At 68.9% G+C, this 14,393-nt stretch carries 7 protein-coding genes; 2 read left to right on the top strand and 5 right to left on the bottom strand.

The window, feature by feature from the left end; translation table 11 throughout:
• Positions 1-390: 390 nt before the first annotated feature.
• On the top strand, positions 391-3,588 hold the full coding sequence (locus tag ACJ8AT_RS15835; RefSeq protein WP_407738567.1) for a poly(A) polymerase: 3,198 nt from the start codon (positions 391-393) through the stop codon (positions 3,586-3,588).
• A gap of 10 nt (positions 3,589-3,598) precedes the next feature.
• Here ACJ8AT_RS15835 and ACJ8AT_RS15830 read toward each other — a convergent pair whose 3' ends face one another.
• Positions 3,599-4,759: a lipid A deacylase LpxR family protein gene (locus ACJ8AT_RS15830; RefSeq protein ID WP_407738566.1), complete on the bottom strand. Its 1,161-nt coding sequence runs from the start codon at positions 4,757-4,759 to the stop codon at positions 3,599-3,601.
• Between ACJ8AT_RS15830 and ACJ8AT_RS15825 the strand changes: the two genes are divergently transcribed.
• A complete protein-coding gene (locus ACJ8AT_RS15825; RefSeq protein WP_407738565.1) occupies positions 4,758-5,204 on the top strand; it encodes an ATP-dependent helicase HrpB in 447 nt (148 codons plus the stop codon). The two genes, ACJ8AT_RS15830 and ACJ8AT_RS15825, sit on opposite strands and share 2 nt — an antisense overlap.
• A gap of 9 nt (positions 5,205-5,213) precedes the next feature.
• Here the strand turns inward: ACJ8AT_RS15825 and ACJ8AT_RS15820 are convergent, their stop codons facing one another.
• The 4 genes from ACJ8AT_RS15820 to ACJ8AT_RS15805 form a co-directional block, all read right to left on the bottom strand.
• The gene (locus tag ACJ8AT_RS15820) at positions 5,214-7,364 is read right to left on the bottom strand and encodes a hypothetical protein (protein ID WP_407738564.1); all 2,151 of its coding nucleotides are present in this window, start codon (positions 7,362-7,364) and stop codon (positions 5,214-5,216) included.
• A gap of 192 nt (positions 7,365-7,556) precedes the next feature.
• Complete coding sequence (locus ACJ8AT_RS15815) at positions 7,557-9,506, bottom strand: response regulator (RefSeq protein WP_407738563.1); 1,950 nt, start codon at positions 9,504-9,506, stop codon at positions 7,557-7,559.
• Positions 9,503-9,958: a response regulator gene (locus ACJ8AT_RS15810; protein ID WP_407738562.1), complete on the bottom strand. Its 456-nt coding sequence runs from the start codon at positions 9,956-9,958 to the stop codon at positions 9,503-9,505. The genes ACJ8AT_RS15815 and ACJ8AT_RS15810 overlap by 4 nt, the downstream gene beginning before the upstream one ends.
• A 205-nt stretch (positions 9,959-10,163) precedes the next feature.
• A partial coding sequence (locus ACJ8AT_RS15805) for an Ig-like domain-containing protein (RefSeq protein ID WP_407738561.1) occupies positions 10,164-14,393 on the bottom strand: 4,230 nt, incomplete at its 5' end.

The raw sequence follows: 14,393 nt of genomic DNA, 5'->3' as shown, positions 1-14,393 counted from the left end.
TCGGGCGTTCCCGATTCGCTGCCGACCACAGCCACGCGAATGTTGAGACAACTTCTTTTTCTGGGATCCAAGAAACCGAGGAGACCCTGAATTTCTACATAAACGCACCTTGGAGGCACGCAGCGATCTCGGAGATCTCTGTTTGCGGTGTAGCGGTTGGACGGTTTCGGCACCGGAGGTGAGAGGTGAACCCAGCCCTTGCGGAGCACCGTCGAGCTGTGCGTCCCCTCGCGCTCCGAGCCGCATGAGCGCCGGGAGGCGTGTCAGCCTGTTCACGAGGGTGGCGTCAGGTGCCGCCGCGCGAGGCTTCTTCCCGCGTACGTTCGGAGTAGATCGGCCTCGGAACCGAGGCCCCTCCGAGTCCTCTCCATTTCGCCCAGGGTCGCAGCCATGTCTCAGGACCGCTTCACGACCAGCCGCGAGGTCTACCACCGCATCCGCTGGGATCCGCGGCTCGACGCGCGCGAGTTCGTCATCGGCTACGACGCGCACTCCGAGCAGCTGGAGGAGATGCCCTTCGAGGCCTTCGTCCCCGACGGAGAGCTCCCCTGGCACCGCGTCTGGTACTTCCGCCGAGGCCCCGAGGTGGTGTGGGACCGGCGCAAGCGCATCGACACGCTGGCCACGCTCGTTCCCTCGGCTCCGGAAGAGCCCACGCCACCGGCTCCGCCACCGTCGTCATCGCACCACGGGCTCGAGAAACACCCCTTCACTCGCCTTCCCTCCTATCGCTATGACTCGAAGGCCCTCTCCTGGGTCGAAGCCTCCCAGGCCTCCACCAGCCCGGAGACGCTCCCCGCGCTGGAGGAGCTCACCGTCGCCTCGCTGAACGTCCTGTTTGATCTGTACGATCCGGATCTGCTCGACACCCGCAGGCGGACCGTGGCGGCCATCAACCTGCTGCGCTCGGTGGACGCGGATCTCATCGCGCTGCAGGAGGTGACGCCTCCCTTCCTCACCGCGCTGCTCGACACCCAATGGGTCCGCGAGCACTTCTTCCTCTCGGAAGGCCCGGCCGCCGCCACGGTCACCCCGTACGGCCAGGTGCTCCTGTCCCGCTTCCCGTTCGCCTCGCTGAGCCAGAGCGTCTTCAGCCGAGACAAGCGGATCATCGCCGGGGAGTTCGCGCTGCGCGGGGGCCCGCTGTGGGTGGCCACGCTGCACCTCACGAGCAGCCGGGACCCATCGGGTGTTGGCTCGCGGGCCGCGCAGATCCGAACGTTGATTGAGTGGGCCCGGTCACTCGAAGCCCACGGGCCCGAGCCGGTGGATCTCCTGGTCGTGGGAGACTTCAACTTCGGCGACGACGCTCCCGAGGTCCAATCCTTCGTGGATGCGGACTTCATCGATGCGTGGAAGGTGCTGCGCCCGGGCGAAGCCGGGTCCACGTACGACCCGGCGCGCAACGCCATGGCCGCGCTCACGACCAGCTCCGGGCACAGCCAGCGGCTGGATCGCGTGTTGGTGCGCTCAGTCTCGGGGCGGCTCACGCCTCGGAAGGTGAGCCTCTTCGGCGAGGAGCCTCTCTCTGGCCGTCCTTCTCCCGGAGGGGATCCACTGTTCGTGTCGGATCACTTCGGGCTGAGCTGCACGCTCGTCCGAGGCGTTCCCTCCCAGACAGCTCCCGCGCCTCAGCGTGTCCAGGGCTCGCCTCGGGTGCTCTCGGTGCCCCCCATGCATCAGGCGGCGGTGGTGCTGATTCCTCCCGAGGAGCTGTGGGGTCCCATCGAGACCCTGCGCTCCAAGCATGATCAGAACTACGAGCGCTGGATGCCCCATGTGACGCTGCTCTACCCGTTCGTGCCGGAGGAGCACTTCGCCGAGGCGGAGACGCTCATCGCGGAGGCCCTGCGCCACCTGGCTCCGTTCCAGGTGACGCTCTCTGGCTTCGGCCACTTCGAGCATCGCGGCAGCGTGACGGCGTGGCTGCGCCCGGAGGATCACCCTCACGGAGCGCTCAAGGCCTTACAGGCGGCGCTCCAGTCAGCGCTGCCCCAGTGCGATGAGCAGGGCCGCAAGTCCGAGCATGGATTCACCCCACACCTGAGCGTGGGCCAGCTTCCACGCTCGAGCCCCGCGGAGCTCCGCCGCACGCTGTCCGCCTGGGAGCGGGACTGGAAGCCCCTCACCTTCGAGGTGCGCGAGGTATGCCTCATCAGCCGGCGCGGCGACGTTCCGTTCGAGGTACGGCGACGCGTGCAGCTCGGCGGAGGCAACCGGCCCGGCTCGGGTGGAAACCGTCCCTCTCCGGGCTCGGCGCCCCCGGCGGCTCCCTCGGGAGAGCGGCCCGGTCCAGCAGAGGGCGCACGCTCCTCGCAGGAGAAGCCAGGGATGCTGCGCGAGGTGCTGGTGGCGCGCGGCGAGTGGGAATCCGACGAAGCGCGACAGCAGCGCACGGCGGCGGTGGCTCGGCTCGAGGCCGTCTGCGAGCGGCTCGGGCTGCGGCTTCACCCGTATGGCTCCTATCTACTCGGCACGGGCAGCGCGAGCAGCGACGTGGACGCGGTGGCGGTCGGCCCCTCGCACCTGTCTCGGGAGGACTTCGCGCACGCGCTCATTCAGGAGCTGTCCAGGCAGGGTGGCACGGCGAGCGGGCGCTTCGTGGCCGACGCCGCCATTCCCATGGTGAAGCTGTCGCTCGACGGCGTGCACTTCGATGTGTCGTACGCGAGCCGCCCCGAAGGCCTGGAGCCTTGCCCGCCCGCGGAGTTGCTCGCCCAGCACGGAGAGCACCTGGACATGGCCGGCTTCCGTTCGCTCAATGGCTGGGCGGACACGAACGCGCTGCTCGAAGCCGTGGAGCGCGAGGGCGCTGGCCCCGAGCGCTTCCGAGTCATCCTGCGCGCCGTGAGAGCCTGGGCCAAGGCGCGCGGGGTGTACTCGCACGCGCTGGGCTATCTGGGCGGGCTGTCCTGGGCCGTCATGGCGGCCTGGACCAGCTTGCGAGCGCCTCGGGATGCAGCGAGCTCGGACGAGCGCCTGCTCACGCACTTCTTCGAGACGTTCGCCTCCTGGCCGTGGCCCCAGCCGGTGACGGTGACGCCGGAGACGGCGCGCTACAGCCCCAACGGGAAGCGAGACCTGATGCCAGTGGTCGCCCCCGCGCTGCCCCCGCGCAACACCGCGCGCAACGTGTCGCGCTCGACGCTCCAAGTGCTCCGTGAGGAGCTCGCCCGAGCACGGGAGCTCATCCACCGAGCGCGTACCGAAGCAACCCCGGCGGCCTGGGAGGCGCTCTTCGAGCCCATCGACTTCTCGCGAGAGACGACCCGGCTGGTGGTGTCCGTGGAGGCGCCCTCACCCGAGGCGCGAGAGACGGCGGCAGGCTGGGTGCTCGGGCACCTCACGTCACTGGTGTACCGGCTGGAGGGAGACCGGCGGCTCTTCGCGAGGCCCTTCCCCACCGCGCAGCCCGAGGGCCCGTTCATCATCGGCCTGTCCACGAGAGGCTCCACCGGAGCCGAGGCCCTCTCGGCCAGGCCCGGCGGCCCGCTGGCGAAGACGGTGGACGAGTTCCGCGAGTCCTTCCTCACCTGGAGCCACCGCCCACCGGAGGCCTCGCTCTCCCTCCAGCTCAGCCACTCCTGACGCGACGCGCTCAGTGGAGGTAGGTGAGCTGGACCTGCGTGAAGCGGTGGCCGGAGACGAGAGGATTGGGAGGATCGGCCATCTCCTGCGAGCGGAAGACCATGCTCACGTCGAGCTGGAATACCGGGGTGCGCACGGCCGCGCCAAACTCACTGTCCCCCACGAAGGGAGTCTTCCGCACGCTGAGGCTTGGGCGGAACAGCGTCCCATCCAGGAACAGGTTGCGCGCCACGTACCGCCCCTGCCCGCGAGCGAAGAAGTAGGCCTCCCAGAGGCGCTCCGGCGTCGCGGCGCGGGTGCTCACCTCGGGGGCATGGCCTTCGGCCGCGCGCTGAGCCTCCAGCGCCTGGAGGACGGAGGGCATGATGGGCGCGAGCTGGAACGGCCGTGCGAGCAGGCCCACGCGCACCGTGGCCCCGACGCTCGCGTTGACCAGGACGGTGCCCAGCATCCCCCCCGCGGCCCAGGTGGCGTCGACATAAGGGCTCCACAGCAGGGGCTGCTCGCGCAGCGCGGAGACTTCGAATGCGGGCTCGGTGGGCAGTTGGTGCTCCCAGCCGACCGGGAGCCTGGCAACTGTGCGGCCGAAGATGTGATTCAGCAACGAGTGCCACCCGGTCTGCGTCTGCCCCGAGAGCGAGGCCGGTCCGGTGACACCCACCGTGGCCTGAAGCGTGAGCCGCGAGGAGTCGATGGGCTCCGGGGCGGCGTGGAGGTGCTGGAAGAAGGGCCCCGCATGGAGCCACCCGGCGTAGGGCCGGTCACTCGGATCCGGAAAGGGGTTCTCGTCGGCATAGGGAACGATGTGGCTGGGCGTGTAGATGTTCTGCGCCAGCGAGCCGCCGCAGGGGTAGCGGTGATCCACCCCGTCCGGGAAGCCGAGTGCATGCGCGAGCAGGCGGCACGCGTCGTACTCGCCATAGTGCTCGATGCGGACGCCGTTGGAATAGAACCGGTCGCTCCGGGCGAGGATGTCGTTCTCGACGTGGAGGGTGGTGACGAACGGCAGCTTCACCTCCACCGAGGAAGTCGTGGGGGAGGCCGTCTGGGCCAGGAGGGACGAGGTCAGCAGCGCGAGGGCCGGCAGCATGTCCCCAGTGTAGCGCCCGGGAGTGTCAGCGGGCGCGGAGATACTGGCGGCCAGCAGCCACTTCGCGGGAGCCAGAGCCATGACGGGTCCAATGCCAGCCATCTCCGCCACGCAGCTCGTGCAGCAGAAGCAGCCGGATCAGGACGTGCCGCCGCGGAGCAAGCAGGGCGAGTCGAAGTTCGACACGGTGCTCGCGGACAAGGCCCAGGCCGCGGGAGGCGCTGACGCCGCGCGCAAGACCGAGTCCGCTCCGGGGGTGGACCCCACGCACCGGGTAGAGAGCGTCTCGAAGACGGAGAAGCCCACGCTGAACATGGTGTCCCACGTGGTGAGCGAGCTGGAGCAGGGACAGCGGCGGCTGGACACGCTGATCGACGCGGGCGTCTCGGGCCGCCAGTTCTCCAGCTCGGAGCTGCTGTCGCTCCAGGCCTCCATGTACAAGTACACGCTGGAGCTGGATCTGACGAGCAAGGTCGTCGAGAAGGCCACCAGCGGCCTCAAGGACGTCGTCAAGACCCAGGTGTAACGCGCCCTGTCAGTGCACGCGAGCCCGAGGCAGGTTGGACGGCACCGGGAAGCCTCCGAACGTCTCCATCGTCGTCAGGCCCTGCGTCGACGGCGTGCCGCACACCAGCGCCGCCAGGTCCGTGGCGCGACGGCCCAGGTCATCAAAGGTCCTCGGAGCCTGCGTCACCGGATCCCTCACCGTGCCGCCCCGCAGGAAGGCCGACAGCACCGACGCGTGGCCCGCCGCCCGCGGAGCAATGTGCGTGAAGTCCGTGCCCGTCTCCCCCGCGTGACACCCGCTGCACGTGTTGAGCGAGAACGTGTGCCGGGCCTCCGAGGTGACGCCCGGCACTCGCCAGAAGAACCCATCCGTCACCTTCGCCGCCGCCCCCAGGAACGACATTCCCTCGAAGCGCTCCGGCACCGTGTACTGCTGGGCCAGGATGGCCGACTGGTTGGCGCGGATGAAGTCGCCCAGCACGCTCGAGTTGTCGAACCCCGCCGCTGGCGTCAGCTTCACGGTGGCGGGCCGCAGCCCCGTGTCCGTCAGGTTGAACTCCCGCATCTCCCAGGGATCGGCCAGCTCGGCCTCGTTGGTGCGGATCTGATTGAGCGCGTTGCCGAAGGGCCGGCCCGTCATCACCCCCGACCTCGCGAAGCGGTCCGTCAGCGCCTGCAGCTTCGCGTTGTAGTTCGGGTTGTTCACCCCGAGCTGCCCCAGCGCGTGCCAGTCCCGAGCCCAGCCCTGGATGGCCTCCGGGCTGCCCCCGGGCAGCGCGTACTCCAGGATGACGGTGAACTGGAGCGGGTTGCCCGCCGAGTCCAGCACCCCGAAGACGAACCGGCCCTCGCCGGCCTGCACGCCGGGGTTGCGCAGATCCATGCGGTTCATGATGGCCAGCAGCCGGAACGGCGCCTGGCTGAAGTCCAGCGGCTGGTTCGGCCCGCCGCTCTTCGCCTCCCAGGGATCGAGCACCATCGTCCGCATCTGTGGGCGCGCCGGCAGGGTGAGGCCGTTGACCGTCTGCGCCGTGTTCCACGTCTTCAGCCACTGGCGCACCAGCGCGGAGGGATCCTGATCCCCGGCCATCGCCCTCATCAGCGTGCCGAAGCTCCAGGCCCCGCCCGGCGCCGCCCGCACCGGATCCTCCACCACCGAGAGCGCGGTGATGGCCAGCTCCGCCGAGCGATCGATGGTGCACACCGTCGGGCCGCACGCCACGGTGGACTCGCAGCCGTTGGCCAGGCTCCCGTCGCAGTCATACCGGCCCACCGGGCACGCGTAGCCGCACGTCCCCGCCATGCAGACTCCCCCCGCATTGCCCTGCCCCTGGCAGCTCGTGCCACAGGCGCCGCAGTGGTTCGCGTCCTCCGTGAGGTTCACCTCGCAGCCGTTGGCCGGGTTCCCATCGCAGTCGGCGTAGCCCATGGCGCACGGCGTCGTGTACGAGGGACCCTCGACACACGCGGACTCGTTGAGCGCGGCGTCCCGCGCGGCCACGAACACCCGGCGGACGGTGGCCGGGCTGGAGGCCGCAACGGACAGCGCCGCGGTGAAGGCCCCGCTCGAGCCCGCGAACACCGTGGCCGCCGGGGTGCCCTGGCACTCCGAGTCGATGAAGACGCCCACCTCGGCCCCGGGCTCCGTGGTTCCCTTCACGCTCAGCCCATTCTGGGTATTCCCGTACTGCCAGCTCGCCTCGGTGATCACCGGCACGGCGGGCGGCGTGGTGTCGGGCCCACTCGGCGTGTCGTACCCGCCAGGAGCGGGGATGGTGCTGCACCCCGAGCTGTTCCCAGCCTCGTCATACGCCCGAGCCGAGTAGCTGCTCGCGGGGTACCGGGACACATCAATGGCCAGCTCGCAGTACGCGCCCTGGCCCGAGCCCGATTTCGCCACGCTGAGGCCCAGGCAGCTGCTTCCGCTGTAGACCCGGATGGTGGCGCCGCGCTCGGAGCGAGCCACCAGCCGGGGGAGTGGCTGCGCGCCCGAGCCTGGCGCCCAGGAAAGGAACGGCGCGGGTGGCGGGGTGAAATCCACCGAATCGTCAGGCCCCATGGGCGGAGGGGAATCCGACGGAGAGCCCGGGTCAAAAGAAGGATCGTCCGGGTAGGGATCCACGTAGCAGCCCACGAGCGTGCTCGCGAGCGCGAGCGCCAGCCACCTTCGCATCCGCATGAGAGGCCTGCCTTCAGAGTGAAGAGCTCTCGGTCCGCCCCGTGCTCATAGGACCCCCGACCACCCAACCCACTCCTCGGACCTACCAGCTTCCCTGACGCGTGCACGGCGGCTTTATTCACGCCGGCCCGCGAGCGTTCACTCCCCGGCGCGCTCCGCTCCCAACCTCGAAGCACCCGACACTGATCATGATCAGGCAGGTGAGGCGGAGTCCTCGGACAGCAGAGAGCGCACCAGTTCCTGGAGATCCCTGGGCAGGAAGGGCTTCTCCACGCAGGGGTTCTTGATCTGGCTCAGGAACTCGCGAGCCCGGGGAGTGAAGGCGCCCCCCGTCAGGAACACCATCCGCTCCGCGAGCGCCGGCGAGGCGCGGGCCAGCTCCTCGTGCAGATCAATGCCGCTCATCTCCGGCATCATGATGTCGCAGAGGATGAGATCGAACTGCTCGCCGCGCGTCAGCCGGGTGAAGGCCTCGCGGGCGCTCGTGAGCGCCATCACCTCGTGCTCGCGCTGGAGCGCCCGGCGGATGGCCTGGCTGACCAACGGCTCGTCATCCACGATGAGGATCCGCCCACGCCGGGAGACTCCAGAGGACAGCGCCTGCACCGGCGGAGGCAGCACGGTGATGCTGGAGGCAGCCACCGAGGGCAGGACGATGCGGAAGATGCTGCCCCGCCCCACCTCGCTCTCCAGCTCCAGCCGGCCGCTGAGCGCGGTGATGATGCTTCGGCAGATCGACAGCCCCAGCCCCGTGCCCACGCCGCTGGGCTTGGTGGTGAAGAACGGCTCGAACACCCGCTCCAGCCGGTCCGAGGGAATCCCCACGCCCGTGTCGTGGATCTCGATCACCGCCTCCGTGCCTCGGAGCCGCGTGAGGACGCGGATCTCATTGCGCTCCACCCCGCCCTCGGGGATGGCCTGGGCCGCGTTGACCAGCAGGTTCAACAGCACCTGCCCCAGCTGCACCTCGTTCGCATGAACCCGCAGGGGCTCGCCATAGTCGCGCACCAGCCGCGCGCGATGGCGGATCTCATTGCTCGCCAGCCGCAGCGCGGACTCGAGCGCATGGTGCACCTCCAGCGTCTCGCGCCGCGCCTCCTTCTCCCCGCGAGAGAAGATGCGGAACTGCTGGACGATCTCCCGCGCCCGCTCCGCCCCCAGCTTGGCATCCGACAAGAGCGCCCGCACCTCATCGCGCTGGCTGACCGTCATCACCAGGCCGGGCAGCACGTCCGACTCCAGGATGTGGAGGTTGGCGATCACGTAGGCCAGCGGGTTGTTGATGTCGTGGGCGATCATCCCCGCCACCATGCCCAGCGAGGCCATCCGGTCCGTGAGCACGAGCTGGGCCTGCATGCGCTTGCGCTCGGTCAAGTCCCGGGCGATCCACATGGTGCACGGCTGCCCCTCGAACCCCACCGGGAACCGGGCCAGCTCCGCGGGGATGCGCTCGCCCGAAGTGCGCACCAGGTGAAGCTCGCGGAAGGGCTCGCGCCGCTCATTCTCCAGGCTGGGGCTCAGATCGCGCTGCATCTCCTCCCGCTCCTCCGGCGGGAAGAAGCGCGAGGCGAGCTCTCGCACCTCCAGCCCCAGGAGCGCGGCCGCCGAGTCACACCCCAACAGCCGGACGAGCGCCGGGTTGACGTAGGTGAGCCGCGAGCCGTCGATCACGCACACCCCATCGGGCAGCCGCTCGATGAGCTCGCGGAAGCTCGCCCGGGAGCGCTGCAGGGCCTCCAGCGTCCGGGCGTGCTGGACCGTGTAGCGAATGGACCGCTCCAGCAGCACCGGCGTCATCTGCGACTTCACCAGGAAGTCCGCCACCCCGGCCGCGAGGGCCTGGCGGTCCACGTCGGTGTCCGAGTGCCCCGTCAGCAGGATGACCGGCATGCGGGCCCCCCGCCGCCGCGCCTGCTCCATCAGCTCCAGCCCGGTGTACGCCCCGAGCCGGTAGTCCAGCAGGCACACATCATGGAGCCCGGAGGCCATGATCTCGATGGCCTCCTCGGGATCCTCCACCCACTCGAGCGACAGCCGCTCGTCGCGCAGCCCCCGAAGCGCATCCCGCACCAGGATGAAGTCATCCTGATCATCCTCGACGAGGAGGATGCGCAGCGACGGCGCCGCGGGCTCGGACTTCATTGAACGCTCGCGTGGGGGAGTCTCGCCTTCTCGAACCAGTGTTCACCCAGGACCCGGACCACGTCGACCAGCTGCTCGAACGTGCCGGGCTTGGTGATGAAGCAGTTAGCGCCCAGATCGTAGCTGCGCAGCACGTCTTCGTCCGCGCTCGAGGTGCTCAGGATAATGATGGGGATGCGGCGCAGCTCCGGGTTCGCCTTGATCTCCCGCAGGGCCTCGCGGCCATCCATCCGCGGCATGTTCAGGTCCAGCAGGATGATGCCCGGCCGAGGCGCCGCTCCCGGATCGCTGTAGCGGCCACGGTGGTTGAGGTAGTCGAGCAGCTCTTCTCCATCCTCGACCCACTTCAGCTCCCCGTTCAGCTGGTTCCTGCGTAGGGCATCCTGGGTGAGATCCCGATCATCCACATCGTCATCGGCCATCAAGATGGTGACTGCCACAGAACGTGCCATGAGGCCCCCTGGCATCCGCGCACGCGACGCCTCGTTGAGATGGAACTGGCCGTGTGATTTTACTGTCAAGCGGATGCCGGAGGCCAGGACGGGGTGCGTCAATCCCCGGGAAGCGCTCCGAGCCACATGAAGAGGCCCGCCCAGGACGTATCTCCGGGACGGGCCTCTGGGAGCTGCGCTTACAGGGCTCGGCTGCTCAGGGAGCTTAGGGCTCCGAGGGCTTCGTCTCGAGGATGGTGAACACCACGCGGCGGTTGTTCTCGCGGCCCTTGGCCGTCTTGTTGGTGTCCACCGGCTGCGTCTCGCCGTAGCCCACCGCCTCGAGCCGCTCGGGGGCAATGCCCTCCTGCTGGATCAGGCGCTTGCGCACATTGTTGGCGCGGCGCTGCGACAGATCCAGGTTGGCGGCGTCATTGCCCTGGCTGTCGGTGTGACCCTCCACGCGCACCTTGGTGATCTCCGGGTTGGCGCGCAGCACCTGGCCCACCTGCTTCAGCAGCGGGAAGGACTTGGCGAGGATCAGATCCTTGTTGGTGGCGAAGTACACCTTGTCGAGGATGACGATCTTCTTGCCCTCGACCTTGACCTTCACCTCGCCCTTGTCCGGGCAGCCGTCATCGTCCTGGAAGCCGTTGATGGTCTCCGGCTCGTTGGGGCACTTGTCCTTGTCGTCCGGCACGCCGTCCTTGTCGTTGTCCGGATCCGGGCAGCCGTCGTCGTCCTGGAAGCCGTCCTTGTCCTCGGGCGCGTTGGGGCACTTGTCCTTGTCGTCGGTGATGCCGTCTCCATCCGAGTCCACCGGCGGAGGCGGGGGCAGCACATCCGGGCAGCCGTCGGTGTCCTCGAAGCCGTTCTTCGTCTCGGGCTCGTTGGGGCAGCGATCGTTCACGTCGAGGATGCCGTCCCCGTCATTGTCCGGATCCGCGCAGCCATCGTCGTCCTGGAAGCCGTCGAGGTCCTCGGGGCCGTACGGGCACACCTTGGCGGGTGGTGGGGGCGGCTCGACGCGAGCGGGGACAGCCCGCTCGGCCTCGGTCCAGATGACGCCCGCGAACATGCGGAAGCCCGGCGTGCCGTAGCCGCGGGTGATGCCCGGGCCACCGCCCAGGTGCGCCGCCAGCGAGTCCGTTAAGTGGTAGCGCAGGGCGGCGAGCAGCTCCAGCGGACGCTCCTCGGTGTTGGCTTGCTTCATCCCCAGAGCGCCCACCAGCGTGGCCTGAGCGGCCAGCCGGTGCTCGCCCACCTGGAAGGGCACCTCCGCGCCGAGCCCGTAGGCGAACTCGTTGCTCACGTTCAGGTTGTAGAACTGCTCCTGGGGCTGGAGGTTGACGCCCACGTTGGCGAGCACGCGCAGGCCGCCCTCACTGCTCCACTCGCCGAGCAGCCGCGGGGCCGCCGCCAGGCCACTGCGGCCGAGGAAGCTCTTGCCTCCGGAGGTGGGCAGCAGCACCGGCACCGCGATGCCCAGGTGCAGCCCGCTGTCGGTGGAGAGCAGGCTCACCTTGGGCACCAGGCGCAGATCCCCCACGCCGGTGGCGCTCACACCCTCGGAGAGCAGGGGCGACACGGACTGCGCGGAAGCCGAACCCTGTGAGGTGATGGGCAGCGCCACGCCGATCTCGAGCCGATCAAAGAGCGAGATGGCGCCCATCAAGTCGAAGGTGAACTGGTTCTTGACGATCTCGTAGACGAAGTCGTCGGTGCGCGGGCGGATGAAGTTGAGCGGATCCTTCGCGTAGTTGAAGGACAGGCCCAGGTTCCAGCCGAGGTGCCGGCCCACCTGGGGGCTGTGCACATCCAGCACGTCCTTCCAGCCCGGGCCCGGCTTGAACTGCTGCACGTCGATGCCCTCGGAGGCCGGGGGAGCGCTCTGGGCGCTCGCGGGCGCCGAGATGAGCACGGCGGCCAGCAGGCCCAGCATCCCCCACGCCTTCCCCGAGAAGCGGAGGGCGCGGCGGCGGCGCAGCAGCGGCACGGCGAGCAGCATCATCAGGGGCAGCAGCGTCCCCGTGCCGGTGGAGGCGCAACCGCGGCCCGCGACGGCCAGATCATCCGCGTAGTCGCGCGGGTTGGTGCCGGCAGCGACCTCCTCGCCGTCGTTCAGGCCACCGTGGTCGGTGTCGGGATCATTCGGATCCGACTCCACGTCGCCGAGCTGGCCATTGTGGTCCGCATCCTCCTGGCCGTCCTTGAGGGTGTCACCGTCGGTGTCGGGGTTGAGCGGATCCGTGGTCGTGGAGGGATCCGTGTCCGGCGTGAAGCGAGCCGGATCCGTGTTCTTGCCCTCGGGCTGCGCCAGGCCCCGCTCGAGGCCATCGCTCAGCCCGTCACGGTCCGTGTCGAAGTCACGGGGATCCGTCTCGTTCGAATCCACGATGCCGTTGTGGTTCCGGTCCTCCGTGCCGTCCTTGATGCCGTCGTCATCCGTGTCGTCATCGAGCGGGTTCGTGTGGGTGGCCACCTCGAGCCCATCCTGCAGGCCGTCACCGTCCGTATCGGGATTGTGGGGGTCGGTGCCCAGCTCGCGCTCCTGACTATCGCTCAGACCGTCGCCATCGGAGTCGATCACGCCCACGGTGACGATGACGGTGGCCGTGCTGGTCCCGCCGTTGCCGTCCGACACGGTGTACGTGAACGTCACGGAGCCCGTGAAGCCAGGCGCCGGAGTGAACACCACGCCCTTCCCGTCCGGAGCCACCGACACCGTGCCGCCGCTGGCCGGCTGGGACACGTCCGTCACCGTCAGTGTCTCGCCCGAGTCCGGCGCGCTGGAGTCATTGGCCAGCACATCCAGCGTGCTGGCTCCACTGTCCTCCGCCACCGGGAACGTGTCGGCCACGGCCGTGGGCGGATCATTCACCGGCTTCACCGTCACCGTGACGGTGGCGGTGTCGTCGCCGCCGTGGCCGTCGGACACGGTGTACGTGAACGTCGCGGTGCCATTGAAGTCCTGCGCCGGAGTGAAGGTCACCACTCCGCCATTGAGCGTCACCGTGCCGCCGCTGGACGGCTGGGTCACCGCCGTGACCGTGAGGGTCTCGCCCGTGTCCGGCGCCGTGGAGTCGTTGGCCAGCACGTCCACCACGGTGCCGCCGCTGTCCTCGTCCACCGTGACGGTGTCATCGTTGGCGGTGGGCGGGCTGTTCACCGCCGTCACATTCACCGTCACCGTGACGATGGCGCTGCCCCCGTTGCCGTCCGACACCGTGTACGTGAACGTGTCGGTGCCATTGAAGCCGGCCTTGGGCTGATAGCTCACCACTCCGCCCACCAGCGTCACCGTGCCGTTGGCCGGCTGGGAGACCGCCGATACGGTGAGCGTCTCGCCCGTGTCGGGAGCGCTCGAGTCGTTGGCCAGGACATCCAGCGTCGTGGGACCGCTGTTCCCGGGAACGGTGAACGTGTCCGCCACACCCGTGGGCGGATCATTCACCTGCGTCACCTTCACCGTCACCGTGGCGGTGTCCGTGCCGCCATTGCCGTCGGACACCGTGTACGTGAACGTGTCGGTGCCATTGAAGTTGGGGTTGGGCTGGTAGCTCACCACGCCGCCCACCAGCGTCACCGTGCCGTTGGCTGGCTGAGTCACCGCCGTCACCGTCAGGGTCTCACCCGTGTCCGGCGCGATGGAGTCATTGGCCAGCACATCCACCACGGTGGCCCCGCTGTCCTCACCCACCGAGACAGTGTCGTCCACCGCGTCGGGCGGATCATTCACCGGCGTGACGGTGACGGTGACCGTGGCGGTGGCCGAGCCGCCATTGCCGTCGGAGATCGTGTACGTGAAGGTGTCGGTGCCGTTGAAGTTGGGGTTGGGCTGGTAGCTCACCACTCCGCCTGTCAGCGTCACCGTGCCGTTGGCCGGTTGGGTGACCGCCGTCACGGTGAGCGTCTCGCCCGTATCCGGCGCCGTGCTGTCGTTGGCCAGCACGTCCACCACCGTGTCCGCGCTGTCCTCATCCACCGTGAGCGTGTCGTTGTTCGCCACCGGCTGGTGGTTGGTGGAGCCCACGATCACCGTGACCGAGACAATGGCCGTACCACCGTTGCCGTCCGACACCGTGTACGTGAAGCTCACCGAGCCCGTGTAACCAGCCGTCGGCGTGAAGATGACTCCGCTGCCCCCTGGCGCCACCGACACCGTGCCACCGCTGGTCGGCTGGGTGACGGCAGAGACGGTGAGCGTCTCGCCCGTATCGGGAGCGCTCGAATCGTTGGCCAGCACATCCAGCGTGCTGGCACCGCTGTTGGCGGCAACCGTGAAGGTATCGGCCACGCCCGTGGGCGGATCATTCACTGGCGTCACCGTGACCGTCACGGTCGCCGTGGCGCTGCCGCCGTTACCGTCCGAGATGGTGTACGTGAAACTCGTGGTGCCATTGAAGTTGGCCGCAGGCGTGAATGTTAGGTTGTTGGTTGTGTAGGTAAAGTTTGT

Origin of the sequence: Hyalangium sp., from assembly GCF_045802625.1 — a bacterium.
Classification (GTDB): domain Bacteria; phylum Myxococcota; class Myxococcia; order Myxococcales; family Myxococcaceae; genus Hyalangium.
This window is presented reverse-complemented; position numbering and strand designations above follow the sequence as displayed.

Bases quoted from the DNA above. Each gene is read 5' to 3' on its own strand.
- ACJ8AT_RS15835 (WP_407738567.1), top strand. From the start codon at position 391: ATGTCTCAGGACCGCTTCACGACCAGCCGCGAGGTCTACCACCGCATC.
- ACJ8AT_RS15825 (WP_407738565.1), top strand. From the start codon at position 4,758: ATGACGGGTCCAATGCCAGCCATCTCCGCCACGCAGCTCGTGCAGCAG.
- ACJ8AT_RS15830 (WP_407738566.1), bottom strand. From the start codon at position 4,759: ATGGCTCTGGCTCCCGCGAAGTGGCTGCTGGCCGCCAGTATCTCCGCG.
- ACJ8AT_RS15820 (WP_407738564.1), bottom strand. From the start codon at position 7,364: ATGCGGATGCGAAGGTGGCTGGCGCTCGCGCTCGCGAGCACGCTCGTG.
- ACJ8AT_RS15815 (WP_407738563.1), bottom strand. From the start codon at position 9,506: ATGAAGTCCGAGCCCGCGGCGCCGTCGCTGCGCATCCTCCTCGTCGAG.
- ACJ8AT_RS15810 (WP_407738562.1), bottom strand. From the start codon at position 9,958: ATGGCACGTTCTGTGGCAGTCACCATCTTGATGGCCGATGACGATGTG.